The organism is Arthrobacter sp. Y3223166, assembly GCF_059090935.1.
Genome location: NZ_JBNHGE010000012.1, coordinates 1 through 22,588, shown reverse-complemented (window position 1 = coordinate 22,588; position 22,588 = coordinate 1). Strand labels below are relative to the sequence as shown.

The 22,588-nt window shown below is 68.6% G+C and carries 22 protein-coding genes and 1 tRNA gene; 15 read left to right on the top strand and 8 right to left on the bottom strand.

From position 1 onward, the window contains the following. Window positions 1-44: 44 nt before the first annotated feature. Together AC5RUH_RS07845 and AC5RUH_RS07840 are read left to right on the top strand one after the other, a co-directional pair. Window positions 45-118: transfer RNA gene (locus AC5RUH_RS07845), tRNA-Ile, on the top strand. A gap of 234 nt (window positions 119-352) precedes the next feature. Continuing rightward, window positions 353-1,543, top strand: a complete 1,191-nt coding sequence (locus tag AC5RUH_RS07840; protein ID WP_494002470.1) for an acyl-CoA dehydrogenase family protein — start codon at window positions 353-355, stop codon at window positions 1,541-1,543. Here the strand turns inward: AC5RUH_RS07840 and AC5RUH_RS07835 are convergent. Next, entirely contained in the window at window positions 1,540-2,046 is a 507-nt protein-coding gene (locus tag AC5RUH_RS07835; protein WP_494128286.1) for a murein hydrolase activator EnvC family protein, read from the bottom strand. The two genes, AC5RUH_RS07840 and AC5RUH_RS07835, sit on opposite strands and share 4 nt — an antisense overlap. A gap of 375 nt (window positions 2,047-2,421) precedes the next feature. Between AC5RUH_RS07835 and rpsB the strand changes: the two genes are divergently transcribed. From rpsB to AC5RUH_RS07805, 6 genes are all read left to right on the top strand, one after another. Further along, window positions 2,422-3,291, top strand: coding sequence for a 30S ribosomal protein S2 (gene rpsB, locus AC5RUH_RS07830; RefSeq protein ID WP_494128285.1), 870 nt, complete (start codon window positions 2,422-2,424; stop codon window positions 3,289-3,291). A gap of 118 nt (window positions 3,292-3,409) precedes the next feature. After that, window positions 3,410-4,249, top strand: a complete 840-nt coding sequence (gene tsf / locus AC5RUH_RS07825; protein WP_494128284.1) for a translation elongation factor Ts — start codon at window positions 3,410-3,412, stop codon at window positions 4,247-4,249. A 169-nt stretch (window positions 4,250-4,418) separates the two neighbouring features. Then, window positions 4,419-5,162 carry a UMP kinase gene (pyrH, locus tag AC5RUH_RS07820; protein WP_493988119.1) on the top strand — a complete coding sequence of 248 codons (744 nt, stop codon included), beginning with the start codon at window positions 4,419-4,421 and terminating at the stop codon, window positions 5,160-5,162. A gap of 94 nt (window positions 5,163-5,256) precedes the next feature. Continuing rightward, window positions 5,257-5,814, top strand: a complete 558-nt coding sequence (gene frr, locus AC5RUH_RS07815) for a ribosome recycling factor (protein WP_494014218.1) — start codon at window positions 5,257-5,259, stop codon at window positions 5,812-5,814. Between the two features lie 23 nt (window positions 5,815-5,837). Beyond that, window positions 5,838-6,740 carry a phosphatidate cytidylyltransferase gene (locus AC5RUH_RS07810; RefSeq protein WP_494002465.1) on the top strand — a complete coding sequence of 301 codons (903 nt, stop codon included), beginning with the start codon at window positions 5,838-5,840 and terminating at the stop codon, window positions 6,738-6,740. Window positions 6,741-6,839: 99 nt separating this feature from the next. After that, window positions 6,840-7,430: a DivIVA domain-containing protein gene (locus tag AC5RUH_RS07805; RefSeq protein WP_494128320.1), complete on the top strand. Its 591-nt coding sequence runs from the start codon at window positions 6,840-6,842 to the stop codon at window positions 7,428-7,430. A gap of 16 nt (window positions 7,431-7,446) precedes the next feature. Here the strand turns inward: AC5RUH_RS07805 and AC5RUH_RS07800 are convergent, their stop codons facing one another. The 4 genes from AC5RUH_RS07800 to AC5RUH_RS07785 are packed head-to-tail and all read right to left on the bottom strand — an operon-like array spanning window position 7,447 to window position 11,454. Continuing rightward, the gene (locus AC5RUH_RS07800) at window positions 7,447-8,952 is read right to left on the bottom strand and encodes a sodium/solute symporter (RefSeq protein WP_494128283.1); all 1,506 of its coding nucleotides are present in this window, start codon (window positions 8,950-8,952) and stop codon (window positions 7,447-7,449) included. Next, window positions 8,949-9,470: a hypothetical protein gene (locus AC5RUH_RS07795; protein WP_494128282.1), complete on the bottom strand. Its 522-nt coding sequence runs from the start codon at window positions 9,468-9,470 to the stop codon at window positions 8,949-8,951. Before AC5RUH_RS07795 ends, AC5RUH_RS07800 begins: the two co-directional genes overlap by 4 nt. Continuing rightward, complete coding sequence (locus tag AC5RUH_RS07790; RefSeq protein ID WP_494002461.1) at window positions 9,467-10,189, bottom strand: LytR/AlgR family response regulator transcription factor; 723 nt, start codon at window positions 10,187-10,189, stop codon at window positions 9,467-9,469. Before AC5RUH_RS07790 ends, AC5RUH_RS07795 begins: the two co-directional genes overlap by 4 nt. 47 nt (window positions 10,190-10,236) lie before the next feature. After that, the gene (locus AC5RUH_RS07785) at window positions 10,237-11,454 is read right to left on the bottom strand and encodes a sensor histidine kinase (protein WP_494128281.1); all 1,218 of its coding nucleotides are present in this window, start codon (window positions 11,452-11,454) and stop codon (window positions 10,237-10,239) included. A 178-nt stretch (window positions 11,455-11,632) separates the two neighbouring features. Between AC5RUH_RS07785 and AC5RUH_RS07780 the strand changes: the two genes are divergently transcribed. Together AC5RUH_RS07780 and AC5RUH_RS07775 are read left to right on the top strand one after the other, a co-directional pair. Then, window positions 11,633-12,001, top strand: a complete 369-nt coding sequence (locus AC5RUH_RS07780) for a DUF485 domain-containing protein (protein ID WP_494002459.1) — start codon at window positions 11,633-11,635, stop codon at window positions 11,999-12,001. An 8-nt stretch (window positions 12,002-12,009) separates the two neighbouring features. Next, window positions 12,010-13,623: a monocarboxylic acid transporter gene (locus AC5RUH_RS07775; protein ID WP_494128280.1), complete on the top strand. Its 1,614-nt coding sequence runs from the start codon at window positions 12,010-12,012 to the stop codon at window positions 13,621-13,623. A gap of 188 nt (window positions 13,624-13,811) precedes the next feature. Here AC5RUH_RS07775 and AC5RUH_RS07770 read toward each other — a convergent pair whose 3' ends face one another. Next, window positions 13,812-14,288, bottom strand: coding sequence for an Lrp/AsnC family transcriptional regulator (locus tag AC5RUH_RS07770; RefSeq protein WP_494128279.1), 477 nt, complete (start codon window positions 14,286-14,288; stop codon window positions 13,812-13,814). A gap of 191 nt (window positions 14,289-14,479) precedes the next feature. Here AC5RUH_RS07770 and pdhA point away from each other — a divergent pair, with 191 nt between their 5' ends. From pdhA to AC5RUH_RS07755, 3 genes are read left to right on the top strand one after another with little or no spacing between them, the layout of a single operon-like run. Beyond that, window positions 14,480-15,601, top strand: coding sequence for a pyruvate dehydrogenase (acetyl-transferring) E1 component subunit alpha (gene pdhA, locus AC5RUH_RS07765; RefSeq protein WP_494026385.1), 1,122 nt, complete (start codon window positions 14,480-14,482; stop codon window positions 15,599-15,601). Then, window positions 15,601-16,608, top strand: a complete 1,008-nt coding sequence (locus AC5RUH_RS07760; RefSeq protein ID WP_494002455.1) for an alpha-ketoacid dehydrogenase subunit beta — start codon at window positions 15,601-15,603, stop codon at window positions 16,606-16,608. Before pdhA ends, AC5RUH_RS07760 begins: the two co-directional genes overlap by 1 nt. 4 nt (window positions 16,609-16,612) lie before the next feature. Then, entirely contained in the window at window positions 16,613-18,004 is a 1,392-nt protein-coding gene (locus tag AC5RUH_RS07755; RefSeq protein ID WP_494128278.1) for a dihydrolipoamide acetyltransferase family protein, read from the top strand. Between the two features lie 49 nt (window positions 18,005-18,053). Here the strand turns inward: AC5RUH_RS07755 and AC5RUH_RS07750 are convergent, their stop codons facing one another. Both AC5RUH_RS07750 and AC5RUH_RS07745 read right to left on the bottom strand, forming a co-directional pair. After that, window positions 18,054-18,521, bottom strand: coding sequence for a GNAT family N-acetyltransferase (locus AC5RUH_RS07750; RefSeq protein WP_494002453.1), 468 nt, complete (start codon window positions 18,519-18,521; stop codon window positions 18,054-18,056). Between the two features lie 35 nt (window positions 18,522-18,556). Further along, window positions 18,557-19,177 carry an SACE_7040 family transcriptional regulator gene (locus AC5RUH_RS07745; protein WP_494128277.1) on the bottom strand — a complete coding sequence of 207 codons (621 nt, stop codon included), beginning with the start codon at window positions 19,175-19,177 and terminating at the stop codon, window positions 18,557-18,559. A gap of 166 nt (window positions 19,178-19,343) precedes the next feature. Between AC5RUH_RS07745 and AC5RUH_RS07740 the strand changes: the two genes are divergently transcribed. Next, window positions 19,344-20,948: a carboxyl transferase domain-containing protein gene (locus tag AC5RUH_RS07740; RefSeq protein ID WP_494128276.1), complete on the top strand. Its 1,605-nt coding sequence runs from the start codon at window positions 19,344-19,346 to the stop codon at window positions 20,946-20,948. A 6-nt stretch (window positions 20,949-20,954) separates the two neighbouring features. After that, the coding region (locus AC5RUH_RS07735; RefSeq protein WP_494128275.1) for an acetyl-CoA carboxylase biotin carboxylase subunit at window positions 20,955-22,588 on the top strand (1,634 nt) is incomplete at its 3' end.

Below are 22,588 nucleotides of genomic sequence, written 5' to 3'. Positions count from 1 at the left end.
TGCCGGTAACGGTCCCCGCGCTGCGGGGCGCCGCCCGGCAGCGCGGGGCGGTAGCTCAGCCGGTCAGAGCAGAGGACTCATAATCCTTTGGTCGTGGGTTCAAGCCCCACCCGCCCTACGTCGAGAGAAGGCCCCGGACCAGAATGGCCCGGGGCCTTCGTCATGCCGCCCGCCGGACTCCCGCGGGACTCCAGGGATGCGGCTGCCCCGGCACCCCGGCCGAAGCTGCAGCGCACGCGTTCGGCCGTTGCCCGCTGCCCGGTTCTGCGCTAAGTTACTGATCAGTAACTTGATCTTCTCCCCGGCGCCTCCTGCCCGGGGCCGCGACCTGTTCACAGAAAAGGAAGCCACTATGGGCCAGCGCGTCATCGATCCGAACGACCTTCCCTACGCCGATGGAGACTTCTACTCGTTCGAGGAGATGCTCTCGGAACCCGAACGCTCGCGGCTGCACGACATCCGCGACTGGCTGGCCAAGGAAGTCCGGCCGATCGCCGTCGACTGCTGGAACCGGGCTGAGTTCCCACTGGAGATCATCCCGAAACTGGCGGACCTGGACGTGGTCAGCCCGGTCAGGCGGCAGGGATACTCCAACTTGTTCGCCGGCCTCGTCCACGCGGAGTTCACCCGCGCCGACACGTCCATCGCCACGTTCCTGGGGGTCCACGACGGCCTGTTCGCCGGATCGATCGAAGTCCTCGCGTCGAAGGAGCAGCAGGAGGCCTGGCTGCCGGACATCTACGCCCTCAAGAAGATCGGCGCTTTCGGACTGACGGAACCCCTCGGCGGCTCCGACGTCGCCGGCGGCACGCGCACCACGGCCCGGCGCGACGGGAACGGCTGGGTGCTGAACGGGGCCAAACGCTGGATTGGCAACGCGACCTTCTCGGACTGGGTCGTCATCTACGCGCGCGACCTGGCCGACAACCAGGTCAAGGGCTTCCTCGTGGACACGGCCACCCCCGGCTATGCCGCGACGAAGATCGAGAACAAGATCAGCCTGCGCACCGTGCAGAACGCGGACATCACCCTGGAAAACGTGGTGGTCCCCGATGATTTCCATCTCAAGGGCGCCAACAGCTTCCGCGACACCAACAAGGTGCTGAAGGTGACGCGGCTTGCCGTAGCCTGGCAGGCGGTGGGGCAGCAGATGGCTGCCTTCGATGTGGCACGGCGCTACGCCGTGGAGCGGCACCAGTTTGGGAAGCCGCTGGCATCGTTCCAGCTGGTGCAGGACCAGCTGGTGCAGATCCTCGGCAACACCGTCGCCTCAATGGGCATGATGGTCCGCCTGGCGCAGCTGGAAGACGCCGGCCAGGCCAAGGACGAGCAGTCCGCTTTGGCCAAGGCGTTCACCACTGCGCGGATGCGTGAAAGTGTGGCCCTGGGCCGCAACATCCTGGGCGGCAACGGCATCGTGGCCGACTACGAAATGGCCAAGATCTTCGCCGACGCCGAGGCCATCTACTCCTACGAGGGAACCCACGAAATCAACTCCCTGGTGGCAGGCCGGGCGATCACCGGCTTGGCGGCGTTCGTTTAGCCATCCGGCACCGGCAGCAATACCGAAGGCCGCAGGTCCATGACGAACTGCAGGGGGTTGACATAAACGTCGCCGCGACGGACGCCCCAATGCAGGCATGCGCAATGGCTGCTCGCGGCAACCGTTCCTACCGGATCGCCCGACGCAACGGTATCGCCGGCCTGCAGTTCGGACGCGACGGCCAGCAGGCTGCTGCGCAGGCCGTTGCCGTGATCGATGGTGACCACCGGCCTGTCGACGACCCGGCCGGAGAAGCTGACCCGGCCGTCGGCGGGGGAGAGGACCGTCGCCCCGCCCGGAACCGCCAGATCGACGCCGTGATGTCCGCCCAACCACGGCTTTGGCGGCGGGTCAAAGCCGCGCACGATGGCGGGTTGCGGGCTGGCGGGCCAGCCCCACGGCGGCGAATAACCGGATCGGCCTGCCGGCTCGGGTGACCCGGCCGCGGCCAGCAGCACAGCAGAGGCCGCGGCGGCGGCCAAGCGCAAAACGGACGGCGTCATGCAACCGATCCTCGCCGCTGCCCGTGGTCCGTGCCGCGGCGGCGCCGGACGGTGTGCGCAACCCCTTGGCCCGGCCGGCTGTGGAGGGCGGGAACGCGCAGGAACAGGGTGCCGCCTGTAGTACACTGGACGAAGCAGTTTTCCGTCCATGACCCATGTCCGGACGGAGGCTGACTACGCGTGTCTGAAATCCATCGGCTTGATCTCAGCGATGGAAGTGTGCCCAGGCGGTCCGGGAAACCGGTCCGGGCACATGCGCCGCCGAGCCGGCGGCGCCGACAGACGCCAGGAGCTTAGCCCGCCGGGCGACAAGCTAACAACCGTCTACAGGCAGCAGCCCAGGCCCAGCCCGGTGCTGCCGGAAGGAGTGACGACATGCCAGTCGTTACCATGCGCCAGCTGCTCGACAGCGGCGTACATTTCGGTCACCAGACCCGCCGTTGGAACCCGAAGATGAAGCGCTTCATCTTCACCGAGCGCAACGGCATTTACATCATCGACCTGCAGCAGTCGCTGTCCTACATCGACCGCGCCTACGAGTTCGTCAAGGCAACGGTCGCCCACGGCGGCACCGTCCTGTTCGTCGGCACCAAGAAGCAGGCCCAGGAAGCAATCGCCGAGCAGGCCACCCGTGTCGGCCAGCCGTATGTCAACCAGCGCTGGCTCGGCGGCATGATGACCAACTTCCAGACCGTCTCCAAGCGCATCTCGCGCCTGAAGGAACTCGAAGAAATCAACTTCGACGACGTCGCCGCTTCCGGCCGCACCAAGAAGGAACTGCTGCTGCTGCAGCGCGAGAAGACCAAGCTGGAAACCACGCTGGGCGGCATCCGCAACCTCACCAAGACTCCTTCGGTCATGTGGGTTGTCGACACCAAGAAGGAACACCTCGCCATCGACGAGGCCCAGAAGCTCGGCATCCCCGTGGTGGCCATCCTGGACACCAACTGCGATCCGGACGAAGTCGACTTCCCGATCCCGGGCAACGACGACGCCATCCGCTCCGTCAACCTGCTGACCCGCGTGATCGCCGACGCCGTTGCCGAGGGCCTCATCGCCCGCAACAACCGCGCCGCAGGCAACACCGAAGCGCCGGCCGAGCCGATGGCCGAGTGGGAGCGCGAACTGCTCGAGGGCTCGACAGAGGCCCCCGCCGCCGAAGCTCCGGCCGCCGAAGCTGCCGCTGAGGCCCCCGCCGCCGAGGCCCCGGCTGCCGAAGCACCCGCCGCGGACACCGAGAAGTAAATCCGACTCACCGGGGGCGCCTTGCGCGCCGCCGGACTTCCGCTGGCGGCCCGGCCTGTGCTCAGGCCGGCCGCCAGCGGCACCGAACACTACTTAATACGGGAGGACTGGAGTCCAAATGGCGAACTACACCGCTGCTGATATCAAGGCACTGCGCGAGCGCACCGGCGCCGGCATGATGGATGTCAAGAAGGCCCTGGACGAGGCCAATGGGGATGCCGAGAAGGCCATTGAGCTGATCCGGATCAAGGGACTGAAGGGCGCCACCAAGCGCGAAGGCCGCTCCACCGCCGAAGGCCTGGTGGCCGCCAAGGTCATCGACGGAACCGTCGGCGTCATGATCGAGGTCAACTGCGAGACCGACTTCGTCGCCAAGTCCGCCAAGTTCATCGAACTCGCCGACAAGGTACTGGCCACGGCGGTTGAGTCCGGCGCAGCCGAGCTCGACGCCCTGCTGGCCGCCGACGTCGACGGCAAGCCGCTGGGTGACTTCGTCGTCGAGGGAGGCGCCGTGCTGGGCGAGAAAGTTGTCGTCCGCCGGGTCGCCCGCGTCGAAGGCAAGACCGTCGATGCCTACCTGCACAAGACGTCCAAGGACCTGCCGGCACAGGTCGGCGTCCTCTTCGCCGTCGACGGCGAAGGCGACTCGGCCTTCGAGGCAGCCCACGACATCGCCGTGCACAGCGCGGCCTACGCCCCGGCCTACCTGACCCGCGAAGAGGTCCCGGCCGAGACCGTGGAGAACGAGCGCCGCATCGCCGACGAGACCGCCCGCGCCGAGGGCAAGCCCGAGGCAGCACTCGCGAAGATCGTCGAGGGCCGGCTGAACGGTTTCTTCAAGGAGATCGTGCTGCTGGACCAGCCGTTTGCCAAGGACCCGAAGCAGTCCGTCGGCAAGGTGCTGGAGGCGGCCGGTGTCAACGCCACCGCCATTGCCCGCTTCCGCGTCGGAGCGTAACCTCGGTCGCAACGTTTAGGCGAACTGGCTGATTCAGATGACAAGGGGGTGGTCACCATCGGGTGACCACTCCTTTTTCATGTCCGGATCGGCCGCGCGGCCTCAACCGTCGGGCAGCCGCGGCCAGTCACACCCTCTTTCCCCAGAACCACGCACGCCGGGAGGCACCATGGAATCCCAGAACACCCAGACCACCGCTGATACCGGGGCCAAACGCCGCCGCGTCCTGCTGAAGCTTTCGGGCGAAGTCTTCGGCGGGGGGAAGCTGGGCGTGGACCCGGACACCGTCCGGGGCGTCGCCAAGCAGATCGCCGCCACGGTCGGCCAGGTCGAAGTGGCCATCGTCGTGGGCGGCGGCAACTTCTTCCGCGGCGCCGAACTGTCGACGTCGGGCATGGACCGCTCGCGAGCCGATTACATGGGCATGCTCGGCACCGTCATGAACTGCCTCGCCCTCCAGGACTTCCTCGAGCAGGCCGGGGTGGACACCCGCGTGCAAAGCGCGATCACCATGGGGCAGATAGCCGAGGCCTACATCCCGAGGCGGGCCATCCGGCACATGGAGAAGGGCCGCGTGGTCATCTTCGGCGCGGGCGCCGGCCTGCCCTATTTCTCCACCGACACCGTGGCCGCCCAGCGCGCCCTCGAGGTGCACGCCGACGTCGTGCTCATGGCGAAGAACGGCGTGGACGGCGTCTACACGGCCGACCCGAAGAAAGACCCGGCCGCGGAGAAGCTCGACACCCTGACCTATGACGAAGCCATGCGCCGGAATATCCGGGTGATGGACCAGACCGCCTTCAGCCTGTGCCGCGACAACAAGCTGTCCATGGTGGTCTTCGGGATGGAGGGCGAAGGCAACGTGACCCGTGCGATTCTGGGCGAACAGATCGGCACCTACGTCACCGCCTGACTGGCGCCGGGCCGTCCGCCGGATAGCCTAGGATGGAAAGCAGAGCCAGGACCGCGGGCATCGCGGAGTGAATGAAGGACGTGAAGGAGAGACCGTGATAGACGAGACGCTGCGCGAAGCTGCCGAGAAGATGGACAAGGCAGTCGAAGTGGCCAAGGAAGACTTCGCCACCATCCGCACCGGCCGCGCCAATCCGGCACTGTTCTCCAAGGTCACGGTCGACTACTACGGCACGCCGACCCCGCTGCAGCAGTTGGCGTCCTTCCAGAACCCCGAACCGCGCACCCTGCTGATCACGCCGTACGACAAGTCGGCGCTGAACGACATCGAGAAGGCCCTGCGTGATTCGGATGTGGGCGCCAACCCGGCCAACGACGGCGTGGTGATCCGCGTGGTCCTGCCGGAACTGACCATGGAACGCCGCAAGGAGTACGTCAAGGTGGTGCGGGGCAAGGCCGAAGACGCGAAGGTTTCGATCCGCAACATCCGCCGCAAGGCGATGGACACCATCGGCAAGCTGGTCAAGGACGGCGAGGTCGGCGAGGACGAAGGCAGCAGGGCCGAAAAGGAACTGGACGCCAAAACCAAGTCGCACACCGACAACGTGGACGAGCTCCTCAAGCGCAAGGAAGCCGAGCTGCTCGAGGTCTGATGAGTACGGACCAGCCTCAACCCATGGCTGGCGATACGCCGGCTCCGGCGGCTGGTCCGGGACAGCGGCCGGCAGAACCCGGACGGCGGGCGCTGCGTGCCGCCGCCAAGCCCTCCCGTGCCGGGCGCAACCTGCCGGCAGCCATCGTCGTCGGACTCTCGCTGCTCATTGTTGTCCTGGTGGGTCTTTTCCTCCTGCCCGATGCCTTCGTGGTGCTGGTGGCCGGTTTCGCGGCCGTGGGCGTGTGGGAGGTTTCCCGGGCCCTGACGGTCAAGAACATCAAGGTGCCGCTGCCGCCGCTGTTCGCGGGGGCCCTCGCGATGCCCGTGGCCGCCTATTACGGCGGGCCGGAGGGGTTGGCCTTCGCCCTGGTGGCCTCCTGCGTGGCCCTGATGGTCTGGAAGTGCCTGGACAGTACCGACGGCGCGGTCAGCAGTGTGCTCAGCGGCACCTTCATCCTCTGCTGGGTTCCCTTTTTCATCAGCTTCTCGCTGCTGTTGCTGCTGGAGGAGTCCGGCGCCCTGAAGGTGGCCACCATGCTGCTGCTGGTGGTCTCCAACGACACCTTCGGGTACCTGATCGGGGTGCTCTTCGGGAAGCACCCGATGGCACCGAAGATCAGCCCCAAGAAGTCGTGGGAAGGGTTTGCCGGTTCGGTCGGCGGAGCCGTCCTGGTCGGCGTCCTGTGCTCGGTGCTGGTGCTGGACCTTCAGTGGTGGTTCGGGCTGGTCCTGGCCGTGGCCACCGTGGCCGCCTCCACCGTGGGCGACCTGGCCGAGTCGATGGTCAAGAGGGAACTTGGCATCAAGGACATGAGCAACTTCCTGCCGGGCCACGGCGGGGTGATGGACCGGCTGGATTCCATCGTGTTTGCCGCCCCGGTGGCCTTCGTGCTCGCCTCGTTGCTGGCCCCGGGGGCCGTGTAGGCGCGCGGCCGCGGATACCCGGGGCCACGCGGCGGCCCGCATAGACTGGGCACCGTAGACAAGCGGAACGTATTGACGGAACAGGAACCACAGGACACCATGGCGCGACGAACCATTGATGCCGGCAAGGGCAGTGCCCCGTTCGACCACGTGGACCGGCGGAACTTCGGCTACAACGCACGCCAGGTGGACGACTTCCTCAGCCGGGCGCGGGAGTACTACAACAACCCCGAGCCCGACGACGCTCCCATCACCAGCCGCGATGTCCGGGCCATGACGTTCGATCCGGCCAAGGGCGGCTACGACCCGCGGGCCGTCGACGCCGCGCTGGACCGGCTGGAGGACGTCTTCGCCCAGCGGGAGCGCGATGCGCTGATCAGTAGGGACGGCGAACAGGCCTGGCTGACGCAGATCGGCCGCGTGTCGGCGATGCTGCGCGCCCGCCTGCACCGCGCCCCGGGCGAACGCTTCCGCCGGCCGACGAAGCGGAACGCCGTCAGCTACAACGTGGAGGACGTCGACGCGCTGTGCGTGGAACTGCTGGGCTATTTCGAGCACGACCAGCCGATGAGCGTCGATGTGGTGCGCAGGGCCGTGTTCCGCGAGGCCAAGGGCAATGACGGCTACGAGGAAAACCAGGTGGACGCGTTCCTGGACCGCGTCGTCGAGTTAATGGCCGCGATCGACTGACGGGGCCCGACCTCGTTCAGTCTCCGGGACGGGGCCAACCGGCCGGCTCCGGACTGTCCGCCCGCTCCGGGGTGTGCAGCCGTGCCATGACCCGGGCGGTGGTGGCCGGCCTGCGCGAAGCCGTCGCCCGGGAAACGGCCACCGTCACCAGGAACGCCGCCGGAACAGTCCAGGCCGCCGGCTGTCCCAACGGCTCGGCCCAGGCGCCCAGTTTCGGTCCCGCCACGGCAGCCGCCAGCAGCGAACCGCCGCAGAGCACCGCCCCCGACACCATGCCGGCAATGGCGCCGGCATCGGTGAGACCCCGCCACCAGATGCCCAGCAGCAAGAGCGGGCAGATGGTCGAGGCGGTAAACGCGAAGACCGTGCCCACGCTGCCGGCCAGGGCCAGCGATTCGGTGCCCAGGGCGATGCCCAGCGGCACGATGGCCGACAGCACGGCGGCCAGCCGGAAGCCCCTGACGCTGCCGCGGAACAGGTCCTGGCTGACCACCCCGGCCAGGGAAACCACCAGCCCGGAGGTGGTCGAAAGGAACGCGGCGAACGCGCCCGCCACCACGCAGGCGCTCAAGAGATCGCCGGCCAGGCCGTCCACAATCCGCCCCGGCAGCAGCAGCACCGTGGCGTCGGACTGGGTGCCGCCGGCCAGCCGCGGGGTGTGCAGCCTGCCGAGCACGCCGTAGATGGTGGGGAAGAGGTAGAACAGCGCCAGCAGCCCCAGCACCAGTTGCGTGGTGCGGCGGGCGGCGGCACCGTCGGGATTGGTGTAGAAACGCACCAGCACGTGCGGCAGCCCCAGCGTCCCGAAAAGCAGGGCGATGATCAGCGAGATATTCCGGTACAGGGATGCATCGCCGACGACATCCAGCGACGGGTCGAAGGCCGCGCCGCCGCCGGTGGCCGACTGGCCCGAACCGGCGAGGACCAGCAGGATGAACACCACCGGGACGGCCAGGGCCGTGAGTTTCAGCCAATACTGGAAGGCCTGCACGAAGGTGATGGAGCGCATGCCGCCGGTGACCACGGACAGCACCACCACGACGACGACGGCGAGGGCGCCTGCCCAGCCCGGCAGGCCGGTGGCGATGCGCACGGTCAGGGCGGCCCCGTGCAGTTGCGGCACGATGTAAAGCCAGCCGACCGCTATCACCAACAGGCTGGTGACGCGTCGCGCGGCAGTGGAATCGAGCCGGGCCGCGGCGAAGTCGGGAATTGTGTACGCCCCGGAGCGGCGCAGCGGGGCGGCCACGAACAGCAGAAGCATCAGATAGCCGGCGGTGTATCCGACGGGGAACCAGAGCGCGTCGATGCCCGAGACCAGGATCAGCCCTGCCACGCCCAAAAAGCTTGCGGCCGAGAGGTATTCGCCGCCGATGGCCGACGCATTCCACCACGGCTTGACCGTCCGCGAGGCGACGTAGAAATCACCGGTGGTGCGGGAAATCCGCAGCCCGTAGATGCCGATCAGCACGGTGGCGGCGCAGACGGCGGCCACCGCCGCCAGCCCGGCGGCCGCGTTCACTGCCTCGTCCCCGGGCCAACCCGGTCGGCCGTCAACTCGCGGAAGCGGCGCTCGTTGCGGGCGGCCGCACGGTTGTAGAGCGCGGCACAGGCCAGGATGATCGGGTAGATCCCTATGCCCAGCAGCAGCCAGGGGAGCGGGACCGTGAACACGGTCAACGTGGCCGTGAGCGGTACCAGCGCGATCAGCACGGCCATGCCCAGCAGGATCAGCCCGAAACCGGCCGCCACCACCACGGCCAGGCGCAATTGGGAACGGACCAGGGACCGCACGAAGAGCTCGCCGACTTCCGACTGCTCGGCCACCTCGCGGGAGAAGGTGTAGCCGCCCGCCGGCCGGGGCGCGGCCGAACGCGGCGCGGTGACGCGGACCCGCTGCCGGAAACCGGCCGACGGAACCTGTGCATCGCCGTCGGGCAGCGGGGCGCCACCGTCGTTCACCGGTATGCCGCCGTGGTGCAGCGGGATGCCGCAGTCGTCACCTGGGGGAACCTCGCCGCGGCCGGGACCGCTGCTCATCCGCGCGGCCTCACCCGCGTGGCCTCCAGCCGGTCGCGGACGGCGGGCAGGTGACGCCGGCTGACGGGCAGTTCGGCACCGCCGACCAGGAGGCTGGCCCTGCCGGCGCTGGTCCGCATCTGCTGGATCCGGTCCATCGCCACAAGGTAGGAGCGGTGGATCCGGAGGTAGCCGGCGTCCGCCCACTGGCGCTCCAGGTCGTTGAGCGGCACCCGGATCAGGTAGCTGGCGTCGGCCGTGTGCAGCCGGGCGTAATCGCCCTGGGCCTGCACGTACTGGATCTCGTCCCGCCGGATCATCTTGGTGATGCCGCCCTGGTCAACGGTGACGACTTCCGGCTTGGCCGCGCCGCCGTCTTCCATCAGTTCGCAGATCCGGCGCACGGACTCCGCCAGCCGGTCTGCCCGCACCGGCTTGAGCAGGTAGTCCACGGCGGCCAGCTCGAAGGCCTGCAGCGCCTTGTCCTCATCGGCGGTCACGAAGACGACGGCGGGCGGGCGGCTGAAGCGGGAAATGACCTTGGCGATGTCCAGTCCGGTCAGGGCCGGCATATGGATGTCCAGGAAGAGCGCGTCCACGTCGTGGCGCTCCAGGGCACGCAGCGCTTCGGCGCCGCTGGTGGCTTTGTGTACCTCCCCGATCCGGGAATCCCGGGCGAGCAGGTACGCCAGGGCCTCGACGGCGGGGGCTTCGTCATCGGCGACAACCACATTGACCATGGCCCACAGTCTATTAGGCCCCGGGCTGAAGCTTCGCGCGGGCCGCTTCAGTCCACCAGGTTCCCGGGCTGGAACTTGGGTAGCCGCAGCGTGACCAGCGTGCCGGCACCGGGCGCCGTGTCGACCACCAGGCCGTGTTCATCGCCGTAGACCTGCCGCAGCCTCACGTCCACGTTGCGCAAACCCACATGGTCGCCTTCGGCGCGGCCGGCCAGCACGGTGCGCAGCCGCTCCGGATCCATGCCCACGCCGTCGTCTTCAATGGTCACCACGGCGTAGGCGCCGGCGTCGTGGGCGGTGATGGTGATCTGCCCCGGCCCTTCCTTGGCTTCGATCCCGTGGCGCACCGCGTTCTCCACCAACGGCTGCAGGGAGAGGAACGGGATGACGGTGCTGAGGACTTCGGGGCCGATCTGCAGGCTGACCCTGAGCCGGTCGCCGAACCGGGCCCGTTCCAGCAGCAGGTAGCGGTCGATCGATTTCAGTTCCTCCGCCAGGGTGGTGAAATCTCCGTGCCGTCGGAAGGAGTAGCGGGTGAAGTCGGCGAACTCGATCACCAGCTCCCGTGCCCGCGCCGGGTCGGTGAGGATGTAGGAGGCGATGGCGTTCAGGGCGTTGTAGATGAAGTGCGGGCTGATTTGGGCCCGGAGCGCGCGCACCTCGGCCTCCATCAGCAACGTCCGCGAGGTGTCCAGTTCGGCCAGTTCGATCTGCGTGGCCACCCAGGCTGCGACCTCGTTGGTGGCCCGCACGAGCGACGCCGCTACGTGTCCGGTGTAGGCGCCGACGGTGCCGACCACCCGGTCCCGAACCCGGATCGGGGCGAAGACCGCTTCCGTCGGGCCGCCGTCCCGGGCGGCAGCCCCCCGCGGGACCCGGCCCTCCGGCAGCAACTGGTCGCCGCGGAACACCTGGGTGCGGCCCGATCCGATGGTCTTGCCGGCCAGGCGCAGGGCCGACTCCGGCGGCTGGCCGGCGCCGTCCCAGCCGAGCACGTCCTCCAACCCGGTCAACACCAGCACCTCGGAGCCCAACAGGCCGCGCAGGTGCTTGCTCGCCTTGCCGGCGCCGGCCGGCGTCAGCCCGGAACGCAGGTACTGGCCCGCGAGCCCCGCGGTATGCAGCGTGGCGTAAGTTGCGCGGTCGGCCTCGGAGCCCAGGTCCCGGTGGGAGCGGGTCAGTTTAAAGCCCACCAGCGCGATCACCGCCACCGCCACCACGGCCAGGGCGGCGATGAGCGCGATGTCCACGGCCGGGCTGAGCATGCCCTCCAGCCTAGCCGCAGGGCCGAACGGCCGAATGCAGCTCGGCGCAGGGGAGCGCCGTTCACCGCAGCCGGTGGACCGTTGGGCGATGCGCGCCGCCGGGCTGCTGGCCACGGGGACCGAGAGCTAGCAGAGTGATCGCAGTCACACCCTGCGTGTTCCCGATGAGGAGGAAAAGATGGGTAACGACCCGAACCCGGACGCCGGCACCGCCGCGGCCGTGGACTTCCAGGTGGTCCAGAGCAGTCCGGAGTTCACCGAACTCCGCAGGCGCCACCGTTCGTTTGTGTTCCCGATGGCCGTGGCCTTCCTGCTGTGGTACTTCGCCTATGTGCTGCTGGCCGACTATGCGCACGCATTCATGTCCACCAAGCTGTGGGGCAACATCAACGTCGGCCTGGTACTGGGCCTGCTGCAGTTCGTGAGCACCTTCGCCATCACCACCTGGTACGTCCGCTACGCGAACAAGAAGCTGGACCCGATCGCCACTGACATCCGCCACAGCCTCGAAAACGAGGGCGTCGGCCTACCGGAGGACACCAAATGAGGCATGCCGTGAACATTCCGCTGGCCGTCACGGCGGACGACATCAAGGATTCCACCTGGATCAACATCCTGATCTTCGCCCTGTTTGTCGGCGTGACCCTGGTGGTGGTGCTGCGGGCCAGCCGGAACAACAAGACCGCGGCCGACTACTATGCGGCGGGCCGGTCCTTCAGCGGCGGTCAGAACGGTACCGCCATTGCCGGCGACTACCTCTCCGCGGCGTCGTTCCTGGGCATCTGCGGCGCGATCGCGATCAACGGGTACGACGGCTTCCTGTACTCGATCGGCTTCCTGGTGGCCTGGCTGGTGGCCCTGCTGCTGGTGGCCGAGCTGTTGCGCAACACCGGCAAGTTCACCATGGCCGATGTCCTGTCCTTCCGGCTGCGGCAGCGCCCGGTGCGGATTGCCGCGGCCATCACCACACTGGCCGTGTGCTTTTTCTACCTGCTGGCGCAGATGGCCGGAGCCGGCGCCCTGGTCTCGCTGCTGATCGGCATCGACTCCAGGCTGGGACAGTCTCTGGTGATCACCGTCGTCGGCGCACTGATGATCCTCTACGTACTGGTTGGCGGCATGAAGGGCACCACCTGGGTCCAGATCATCAAGGCCTGCCTGCTGATCGCCGGTGCGTTCATCATGACCGTGTGGGTGCTGGCACTGCACGGCTTCAACCTGTCCGAACTGCTGGGTGCCGCCGTGGAAACCGCCGGCAACCCCGAGCTGCTCAACCCGGGCCTGCAGTACGGCGTCTCGGAGGCGTCCAAGCTGGACTTCATCTCGCTGGCGCTGGCCCTGGTGCTGGGCACCGCGGCCCTGCCGCACGTTTTGATGCGCTTTTACACCGTGCCGACGGCCAAGGAGGCCCGCCGGTCCGTGGTCTGGGCCATTTGGCTGATCGGCGCGTTCTACCTGTTCACCCTGGTGCTGGGCTACGGCGCCGCGGCGCTGATCGGCCCGGAAGCCATCAAGAGCGCTCCGGGCGGGGTCAACTCCGCCGCACCGTTGCTGGCCTTCGCGCTCGGCGGCCCTGTGCTGCTAGGGCTGATCTCCGCAGTCGCCTTCGCCACCATCCTGGCGGTGGTGGCCGGCCTGACCATCACCGCGGCCGCCTCCTTCGCGCACGATATCTACGCGAACGTGGTGCGCAAGGGACAGGTCGACTCGGCCGGCGAGGTCAGGGTGGCCCGCCGCACCGTAGTGGTCATCGGCGTCGTGTCCATCCTCGGCGGCATCGGCGCCCAGGGCCAGAACGTGGCCTTCCTGGTGGCGCTGGCGTTCGCCGTGGCCGCCTCGGCCAACCTGCCCACCATCGTCTACTCGCTGTTCTGGAAGCGCTTTACCACCCAGGGTGCGGTCTGGAGCATGTACGGCGGCCTGGGCGCGGCCATCGTCCTGATCGTGTTCTCCCCGGTGGTCTCCGGAAAGGAGACGTCGATGATCCCCGGGGCGGACTTCGCCATCTTCGGCCTGAACAACCCGGGCATCGTCTCCATCCCGCTCGCGTTCTTCCTGGGCTGGCTGGGAACCGTGCTGGACAAGAACCGCGAGGACGCGTCCAAGCAGGCCGAAATGGAGGTCCGCTCGCTCACCGGCGTCGGCGCGGAGAAGGCCACGGTTCACTGATGCGACGACGGCGGCGCGCGCCTGCTGCAACGCGCCGCCACAGATAACACTGCGGGCCCGGTGGATGGATGCCGGGCCCGCACTGTTGCGGGCGCTCGGGATCAGCGGGCATGAGCCAGGCGCACGGGTCCGGAAATGATCTTCCCATCCCGGGTGCTCAGCGCGGGCAGCAGCACCCGGCCTGACAGCTAGCCGGTTGCCGGGGCCCCGCGGGAGAGCAGCGGTTCCATCCGGAACGGGATCAGTTCGTGCATGGCCAGCGACGTGTCGGTCCGCTCCACGCCGTCGATCGCCAGAATCTTGCCGTTGACGCGGAACAGGTCCTCGGCGCCCTCGGAGACGACGCGGGCAAGAATATCCGCCTGGCCGGTGATGCCGATCGCTTCGAGTACTTCCGGAATGCGGGCCAGCTCGTCGGTGATCTGTTGCAGTTTCGGCTGGTGCACGTGGATGTGGATGAAGGCCGCGAGCGGATATCCCACGGCGGCGGGATTGATCCGCCGGTCGAAGGACAGGAACACCTGGTCCTTTTCCAGCCGGGCCATGCGCGCCTGCACCGTGTTGCGGGACAGGCCCAGGATCTGCGCCAGGGCCACGACCGTCCGGCGCGGATCCTGCGTCAGGGCTGCCAGTAACCGCAGGTCGGTGCCGTCCAGATTCCGCATAATGCGCAGACTAGCACGACCTGCCCGGCCCCGACAGGGCATTCTGCTCAGTTTTTGTCCGGAACGTTGCGCTACTTGCCGGATGTGAGTAGTGTCACAATCAACCGCGGGCAAAGGTGCAGGCGGGGCTGTCCGGCGCCGGGACGTCCACAAGACTTCCCGGCCCTGAAGACGCAAAGGGAGTGTCGCAAGTGTCCTTACCAGGCACGGACCCGGCCGGTCCGCATAACCAGGAAAGCTACATCCAACTGCTCGCGCCGGACGGCACGCGGGCCCCCAGCGGGGAGTTCGACCCCTGGCTGGAGGATATCGACGGCGACCGACTCGCCGGCCTCTACCAGGACATGGTGGTGGTCCGCCGCCTGGACCAGGAAGCCACCGCCTTGCAGCGGCAGGGGGAGCTCGCCTTGTGGCCGCCGCTGCTGGGGCAGGAAGCGGCCCAGATCGGTTCCGGCCGCGCCCTGCGCAAGGACGACTTCGTCTTCTCCAGCTACCGGGAAAACGGCGTCGCGTACTGCCGCGGCGTGGACCTGACCGACATGATCCGCGTTTGGCGCGGCAACAGGCCCTCCGGCTGGGACCCCTACGAGATCAACATGGCCACCCCGCAGGTCATCATCGGCGCGCAAACGCTGCACGCCACCGGCTACGCCATGGCGGTCAAGTTCGACGGCGACGACGCCGTGGCGGTGACGTATTTCGGCGACGGCGCCACCAGCCAGGGCGACGTGAACGAGGCCATGGTGTTTGCCGCCAGCTTCCAGGCGCCGGTGATCTTCTTCTGCCAGAACAACCAGTGGGCGATCTCCGAACCGGTGTCACTGCAGGCCCAGGGCAAACTCTCCGACCGGGCGCCCGGATTCGGCATTCCCAGTTACCGGGTGGACGGCAACGATGTCCTGGCCTGCCTGGCGGTGACCCGCCGGGCGCTGGAGCACGCGCGCAGCGGCGGCGGCCCGTCCTTCATCGAAGCGGTCACCTACCGGATGGGACCGCACACGACGGCGGACGATCCCACCCGCTACCGCGACGCGAACGAGCTGGAGGACTGGAAGAGCCGCGATCCGATCGACCGGCTGGCCGCCCACCTGGCGGCCGAGGGCTTGTTGGACGAGGGCCTGCAACAGCGGGTCCGGGACGCGGCCGACCAGGCAGCGGCCGAGATGCGGGCCGGGTGCACGAGCATGGCCGACCCGGCGGACTTGGAACTGTTCGAGAACGTCTACGTGGCGCCGCACCCCGTGCTGGCAGAACAGCGCGCGCACTACGAGCGCTATCTTGATTCGTTCGACGCTGCCGAGGGAGGCCGCTGATGACCACCATGACGTTTGGACGCGCCATCAACACCGGGCTGCGCAAGGCCCTGGAAAACGATCCCAGGGTGGTGATCATCGGCGAGGACATCGGAGCCTTGGGCGGGGTGTTCCGCATTACCGACGAACTGCAAAAGGACTTCGGCGCCCACCGGGTGATCGATGCCCCGCTGGCCGAGTCCGCGATCCTGGGCACCGCCGTCGGGATGGCCTACCGGGGCTACCGGCCCGTGTGCGAAATCCAGTTCGACGGCTTCATCTACCCGGCGTTCGACCAGATTGTCAGCCAGGTAGCCAAGCTGCACTACCGCACCCGCGGCCGGGTCAAGATGCCGCTGACCATCCGGGTGCCCTTCGGCGGCGGCATCGGCGCGGCCGAACACCACTCCGAATCCCCGGAGGCGTATTTCACCCACACGTCCGGTCTGCGGGTGGTGGCAGTGTCCAACCCGCAGGACGCCTGCACAATGATCCAGCAGGCCATCGCCGCCGACGATCCGGTGGTCTACTTCGAGCCGAAGCGGCGGTACCACACCAAGGGCGAAGTGGACGAGAATGCGCTGGAGTCCGCGCTGCCGCTGGGCAGCGCCCGGGTGGAGGTGCCCGGGTCGGACGTGACCCTGGTGGCCTACGGCGCGCTGGTGCAGACGGCACGCGAGGCCGCGCAGGCCGCCGAGGACGACGGCGTGTCGGTGGAAGTCATTGACTTGCGCTCGCTGTCGCCGCTGGACTTTCCCACCGTGGAGGCCTCCGTGCGGAAAACGGGCCGCCTGGTGGTCACCCACGAGGCGGCCAGGACCGGCGGGCTCGGCGCGGAGATCGCGGCCAGCCTGACCGAACGCTGCTTCTATCATCTGGAACACGCGCCGGTGCGGATCACCGGGATGGACATTCCGTACCCGCCGGCCAAGATGGAGCGGCATCATCTGCCGGACCTGGATCGCATCCTTGACGGCGTGGACCGGGTGCTCGGCCGGCCCAACTCGCTGACCGGACTGGAGGACTGAACCCGTGGGGATCAAGGTATTCAAACTGCCGGACCTGGGCGAAGGGCTCACCGAGTCGGAGATCGTCAGCTGGAGCGTGGCCGAGGGCGACGCGGTCCAGCTCAACCAGATCCTGGGCGAGGTGGAAACCGCCAAGGCCGTGGTCGAGCTGCCCTCGCCGTTCGCCGGCGTGGTCCGGACCCTGCATGAGGTACCCGGCACCACGGTCAGCGTGGGCGAGCCGATCGTCTCCATCGAGGTGGAAGACGCCGGGCAGGGCGACGACGGTGCCAAGGCCGCGGGAAGCCCGCCGGAACCGCGCCGCGAGGCGAACCTGGTGGGGTACGGTGCGGCGGCCGAAGGGAACGGGCGGCCTGCCCGGCGCCCGCGCAAGAGCGGAGGGGCAGCCACCGCGGCGGTGCCGGCCACCTATCCGGCGACCCTGGACCGGAACGCACCGGCCGGTGCGCACCACGAGGCCGCTGCCGAACCGTCCGGGACGACGATCCCGAAGCGGCCACGCTCCACCCCGCCGGTCCGCAAGCTGGCGAAGGACCTCGGCGTCGATCTGGCCCAGGTGGCCGGGACCGGAGAACGGGGCCTGATCACCCGCGACGACGTCCTCGCAGTCCACGAGGCGGCCGCAGCGGCCCCGGCGGTCGCGGCCCCGGACGCCCTGTCCGGGACGGCCGGCGGCTGGCTCGGCGGCGCCGCGGAGGCCGAGACGCGGATCCCGGTCAGGGGCGTACGGAAGCACACCGCCGCCGCCATGGTGGCCAGTGCTTTCACCGCCCCGCATGCGTCCTCGTTCCTTACGGTCGACGCGACGGAGAGCATGGAGTTGATCCGGCGGCTCAAGGCGGGCAAGGCGTTCGCCGGGCTGAAACTCACGCCGCTGACCATCGCCGCCAAAGCCCTGTGCCTGGCGCTGCAGCGCCGCCCCGAGCTGAACTCCCGCTGGGACGGGGACGCCGGCGAAATCGTGCAGCAGAACTACGTGAATCTGGGCATCGCCGCCGCGACCCCGCGCGGACTGACCGTGCCGAACATCAAGGACGCGCACCGGATGGACCTGCACCGGCTGGCCGAGGCCCTGGGGGAGCTGACCGAGACGGCACGCGCCGGCAGGACCGCCCCGGCCGATCTGCGCGGGGGGACCATCTCCATCACCAACATCGGGGTGTTCGGCATCGACGCCGGAACGCCGATCCTGAACCCGGGGGAGTCGGCCATCCTGGCCCTCGGCGCGGTGCGCCGGCAGCCGTGGGAATACCGGGGGGAGGTGGCGCTGCGCGATGTGGTGACGCTCAGCCTGTCCTTCGACCACCGCGTGGTGGACGGGGAGCAGGCGGGACGCTTCCTCGCCGACGTGGGCACGATCCTGTCGGACCCGGCCATGGTGCTGGCCATGGTGTGATCACCCGGCCATGGTGCTGGCCATGGTGTGAGCAGGGTGCAGAGGCGGCTCAGGCCAGTTCGAGGATCTCCTCGGTCACCACGGCGCCGCGGGCGTTGGCGAAGCCCTGGGCCTCGCCGACGGTCCGGAAGCCGAGCTTGTGCAGGACCTTGACTGAGCCAAGGTTGTCCTTGACCACCCGCGCCCGGATGGGACGCGCGGAGAATTCCCGCAGGAAGGCCTCGACGGCCGCGGTGGTGACGCCCTTGCCCCACTGCGACTTCGCCGTCCAGTAGCTCAGTTCCGGGTACCCCTCGTTGGGGTAGGCCAGCACGCTGCCCACCACCTCGCCGTCGACGGTGACGGTGCGCACGGTGATGGACTCGTCGTTGAGCAGGCTCTGCCAGTGGAGATCAAACACGCCGCGGTCAGACGGATTCCGGGCGGCAAACGCCGCCATATGGTTGGCGTCGGGATCCTGCTGGTACTCGAAGAACTCGTCGAGGTCGGCAGGTTCTACAGGACGAAGCTCAATCACAGCAGACCTTTCGGCTAGTTGGTGTCTGATACACCCTACTCGGCTTTCAACGCGGCCCAAGCCATTTGTTCCAGCAGATTGCGGCGCCAGGCTTCCCGCGGCTGCCGGCTCCGGTGGGTCGAGTGCGGCGTGGAGTTGATCAGTCCGAAGACGGCGTGTGCGCGGACCCGCAACTGCGCAGCGTCCGCCTCCGGCAGCAGCCGCGCCAGCACGGAAACCCACACCTCCACATAGGTGCGCTGCAGCGTCCGGACCAGCGCCGAATCCTCGGCGGGGAGGCTGTCCAGGTCCCTGTCGTGGACCCGGATGACGTCGGGATTCTTCAAGGCAAAGTCCACGTGGAAGGCGACCAGGCCGCGGAGCGCCTCCTCGGCATCCTGCTGGCCGGCCGCCACGTCCTGGCCGCCGTCGAGCAGGTCCTGGCTGACGCCCGTGAGCAGCGCCGCCAGCACCGCATGTTTGCTCTCGAAATGCCGGTAGACGGCCGGCCCGCTGACGCCGGCCGCCGAGCCGAGGTCTTCGATGGACACGCCGTTGAAGCCGCGCTCGGCGAAGAGGCGGGCGGCGGCGTCCAGCAGTGCGGCCCTCCGGGTGGCCTTGGCCAGGCTGCGGCCGGTCTGGCGCGTCACGGCGGCGGCATGCGGTGCTGGGGGCATGGATCGGTTCCTTCGAGAAGGTGCCGAATAAGTGCTGGACAAGACACTTAACGGCCACTAGCCTGATTTCAGTTAGTACAGACTAACCAAAATGCGTCCTTCAGGCCAGTCGCCCCCAGCGGGCGGCGGGCGTGGGCGCGCGACGGCTTCGGCCAGGAAGGTGTCGATGGAGACACTGGCTTCCCGGGTGGACACTACCAGTGACAGTTTCCGGGCCAACGACGAGCAGCAGCGCCGGCTGGCTGCCGAACTGCACGCCCGCCTGGCCTCGGTGGCGGCGGGCGGGCCGGAGGGCTCACGCCGGCGCCACCTGGAGCGGGGCAAGCTGTTGCCGCGGGACAGGGTCGACACGCTGCTGGACGAGGGCAGCCCGTTCCTGGAAATCGCGCCGCTGGCCGCAGAGGGAATGTACGACGGCGATTCGCCGGGGGCGGGGATGATCGCCGGCATCGGCCTGGTGCACGGCCGCCACGTGCTGGTGGTCTGCAACGATGCGACCGTCAAGGGCGGCACCTACTATCCGATGACGGTTAAGAAACACCTGCGCGCCCAGGAGGTGGCGCTGGAGAACAACCTGCCGTGCATCTACCTCGTGGACTCCGGCGGCGCGTTCCTCCCCAAGCAGGACGACGTCTTCCCGGACCGCGAGCACTTCGGCCGCATCTTCTACAACCAGGCGCGGATGTCGGCGGCTAAAATCCCGCAGATCGCCGCGGTGCTCGGTTCCTGCACGGCCGGCGGCGCCTACGTTCCGGCGATGAGCGACGAAACCGTGATCGTCCGCGGCCAGGGCACCATCTTCCTGGGCGGCCCGCCGCTGGTGAAGGCGGCCATCGGCGAAGTTGTCACCGCGGAGGAACTCGGCGGCGGCGAACTGCATGCGCGGACCTCGGGGGTGACCGACCACCTGGCCGAGAACGATGTGCACGCGCTGGAGATTGTCCGCGACATCGTGGCCACGCTCCCGTGCTGGACACCGGCCTGGGAGACGGCGCCCGTGGAGGCCCCGGCGGCCGAACCGCAGGAAATTTACGGAGCCGTTCCGGTGGACGTCAACGCCGCCTACGACGTCCGCGAGGTCATCGCCCGGTTGGTGGACGGCAGCCGCTTCCACGAGTTCAAGCGGGAGTACGGCACCACGCTGGTCACCGGGTTCGCCCGGCTCCACGGGCATCAGGTGGGCATCGTGGCGAACAACGGGGTGCTCTTTTCCGAATCTGCCCTCAAGGGCGCGCACTTCATTGAACTCTGCGACCAGCGCGGCATCCCGCTGGTTTTCCTGCAGAACCTTTCCGGCTTCATGGTGGGCCGCGACTACGAGGCCGGCGGCATCGCCAAGCACGGCGCCAAGATGGTGACGGCCGTCGCGACCGCCCGGGTGCCGAAGCTGACCGTGGTGATCGGCGGGTCCTTCGGCGCCGGCAACTATTCCATGTGCGGCCGCGCCTACTCGCCGCGCTTCCTCTGGATGTGGCCGGCCGCTCGCATTTCGGTGATGGGCGGCAACCAGGCCTCCTCCGTCCTGGCCACCGTCAAACGGGACCAGTTGGAGGCCCGCGGGGAGGAGTGGAGTGCCGAGGCCGAGGAGGCGTTCAAGGCCCCCATCCGGGAGCAGTACGAAGCGCAGGGCAACCCGTATTACTCCACCGCCCGGCTCTGGGACGACGGGATCATCGACCCGGCGCAGACCCGGACCGTGCTCGGCCTCGCCCTTGACGTCTGCGCCAACAGTCCCTTGCCCGAGACCGCCTTCGGCCTGTTCAGGATGTGATCGAAAGTGTTTGAAACCGTCCTGGTGGCCAACCGCGGCGAAATCGCCTGCCGGGTCATCCGCACGCTGCGCGCCATGGGCATCCGGGCCGCGGCCGTCTATTCGGATGCCGACGCCGGGGCCCGCCACGTGCGCGAGGCGGACATCGCGGTGCGGATCGGGCCCGCCCCGGCCACCGAGAGCTACCTGCGCATCGACGCGGTGATTGAAGCCTGCAAGGCCACGGGCGCCGAGGCCGTCCACCCCGGCTACGGCTTCCTCAGCGAGAACGTGGCGTTCGCCCAGGCGCTGGAGGCGGCCGGCATCGTGTTCATCGGACCCAACGTGGGGGCGATCGGGATCATGGGGGACAAGATCCGCTCCAAGAACCACGTGGCATCGCATGGGGTCCCGGTCATTCCCGGGATCGCGGAACCGGGGCTGGACGACGACGGGTTGGTCCGGGCCGCCGAAGAGGTCGGCTACCCGCTGTTGATCAAGCCGTCGGCCGGCGGCGGCGGCAAGGGGATGATGGCCGTGCAGCGGCCCGAGGAACTGCGCGCCGCGCTCGCCGCCGGGCGCCGGGTGGCCGCCTCCGCCTTCGGCGACGACACGCTCTTCCTCGAGCGGCTGATCGCCCGGCCGCGGCACATCGAGGTTCAGGTGCTGTGCGACCGGCACGGCAACGCGATCCACCTGGGGGAGCGCGAATGCTCGCTGCAGCGCCGGCACCAGAAAGTCATCGAGGAGGCTCCGTCGTCGCTGCTCGACGCCGCCACCCGCGGCAGGATCGGCGAGGCGGCCTGCAACGCCGCCCGCTCCGTGGACTACACCGGGGCCGGAACGGTGGAGTTCCTGGTCTCCGACGACGCCCCCGACGAGTTTTTCTTCATGGAGATGAACACCCGGCTGCAGGTGGAACACCCGGTCACCGAGCTGGTGACCGGCCTGGACCTGGTGGAGTGGCAGGTGCGCATCGCCGCCGGTGAGGTGCTCACGCTGGCCCAGTCCGACGTCGTGCTCACGGGACACGCGGTGGAGGCGCGCGTCTACGCGGAGGATCCCTCGCAGCAGTTCCTGCCCTCGGCGGGCACGGTGCTGGCCCTGGAGGAAGCCGCCGGGGAGGGCATCCGGGTGGACAGTTCGCTGCTGCCCGGGCTGGTCATCCCCTCCGACTACGACCCGCTGCTGTCCAAGGTCATCGCCTGGGGCGAAGACCGGCAGCAGGCCCTGGCACGGCTGGACGGTGCGCTCGCCGACACCATGGTGCTCGGCATCCATACCAACATCGAGCACCTCCGCACCCTGCTGGCCGACGAGGACGTGCGGGCCGGGCGGCTGGACACCACGCTGATCGACCGGAAGATCGAACACCAGCAGTTCCGCCGGCCCGGTGACGCCGAACTGTCCGTGGCCGCCGTGGACTGGCTGCTCCGGCAACGGGACGCGCGGATCCAGGCATGTGCCGCCGGCGGCACGGGGTCCGCCTGGCGGAGCGAGGGCTGGCGGTTGAGCGGGCCGCGCCCGGGCACGGTCAGCTTCGACCTCGGCGGCGGAGAACACCGCGACGTGACGGTGGCCTGGACGGGCGACGCGGCCGCCGACGCGCCCGCCGGCGCCCTGGTGACGGCCGGCGGCGGCAGCTACGCCGTCGTGCTGGA

What these genes read in the sequence shown, in the direction of transcription:
- AC5RUH_RS07840 (WP_494002470.1), top strand. Translation starts at nt 353, where the DNA reads ATGGGCCAGCGCGTCATCGATCCGAACGACCTTCCCTACGCCGATGGA.
- AC5RUH_RS07835 (WP_494128286.1), bottom strand. Translation starts at nt 2,046, where the DNA reads ATGACGCCGTCCGTTTTGCGCTTGGCCGCCGCCGCGGCCTCTGCTGTG.
- rpsB (WP_494128285.1), top strand. Translation starts at nt 2,422, where the DNA reads ATGCCAGTCGTTACCATGCGCCAGCTGCTCGACAGCGGCGTACATTTC.
- tsf (WP_494128284.1), top strand. Translation starts at nt 3,410, where the DNA reads ATGGCGAACTACACCGCTGCTGATATCAAGGCACTGCGCGAGCGCACC.
- pyrH (WP_493988119.1), top strand. Translation starts at nt 4,419, where the DNA reads ATGGAATCCCAGAACACCCAGACCACCGCTGATACCGGGGCCAAACGC.
- AC5RUH_RS07810 (WP_494002465.1), top strand. Translation starts at nt 5,838, where the DNA reads ATGGCTGGCGATACGCCGGCTCCGGCGGCTGGTCCGGGACAGCGGCCG.
- AC5RUH_RS07805 (WP_494128320.1), top strand. Translation starts at nt 6,840, where the DNA reads ATGGCGCGACGAACCATTGATGCCGGCAAGGGCAGTGCCCCGTTCGAC.
- AC5RUH_RS07795 (WP_494128282.1), bottom strand. Translation starts at nt 9,470, where the DNA reads ATGAGCAGCGGTCCCGGCCGCGGCGAGGTTCCCCCAGGTGACGACTGC.
- AC5RUH_RS07790 (WP_494002461.1), bottom strand. Translation starts at nt 10,189, where the DNA reads ATGGTCAATGTGGTTGTCGCCGATGACGAAGCCCCCGCCGTCGAGGCC.
- AC5RUH_RS07785 (WP_494128281.1), bottom strand. Translation starts at nt 11,454, where the DNA reads ATGCTCAGCCCGGCCGTGGACATCGCGCTCATCGCCGCCCTGGCCGTG.
- AC5RUH_RS07780 (WP_494002459.1), top strand. Translation starts at nt 11,633, where the DNA reads ATGGGTAACGACCCGAACCCGGACGCCGGCACCGCCGCGGCCGTGGAC.
- AC5RUH_RS07770 (WP_494128279.1), bottom strand. Translation starts at nt 14,288, where the DNA reads ATGCGGAATCTGGACGGCACCGACCTGCGGTTACTGGCAGCCCTGACG.
- AC5RUH_RS07760 (WP_494002455.1), top strand. Translation starts at nt 15,601, where the DNA reads ATGACCACCATGACGTTTGGACGCGCCATCAACACCGGGCTGCGCAAG.
- AC5RUH_RS07745 (WP_494128277.1), bottom strand. Translation starts at nt 19,177, where the DNA reads ATGCCCCCAGCACCGCATGCCGCCGCCGTGACGCGCCAGACCGGCCGC.
- AC5RUH_RS07740 (WP_494128276.1), top strand. Translation starts at nt 19,344, where the DNA reads ATGGAGACACTGGCTTCCCGGGTGGACACTACCAGTGACAGTTTCCGG.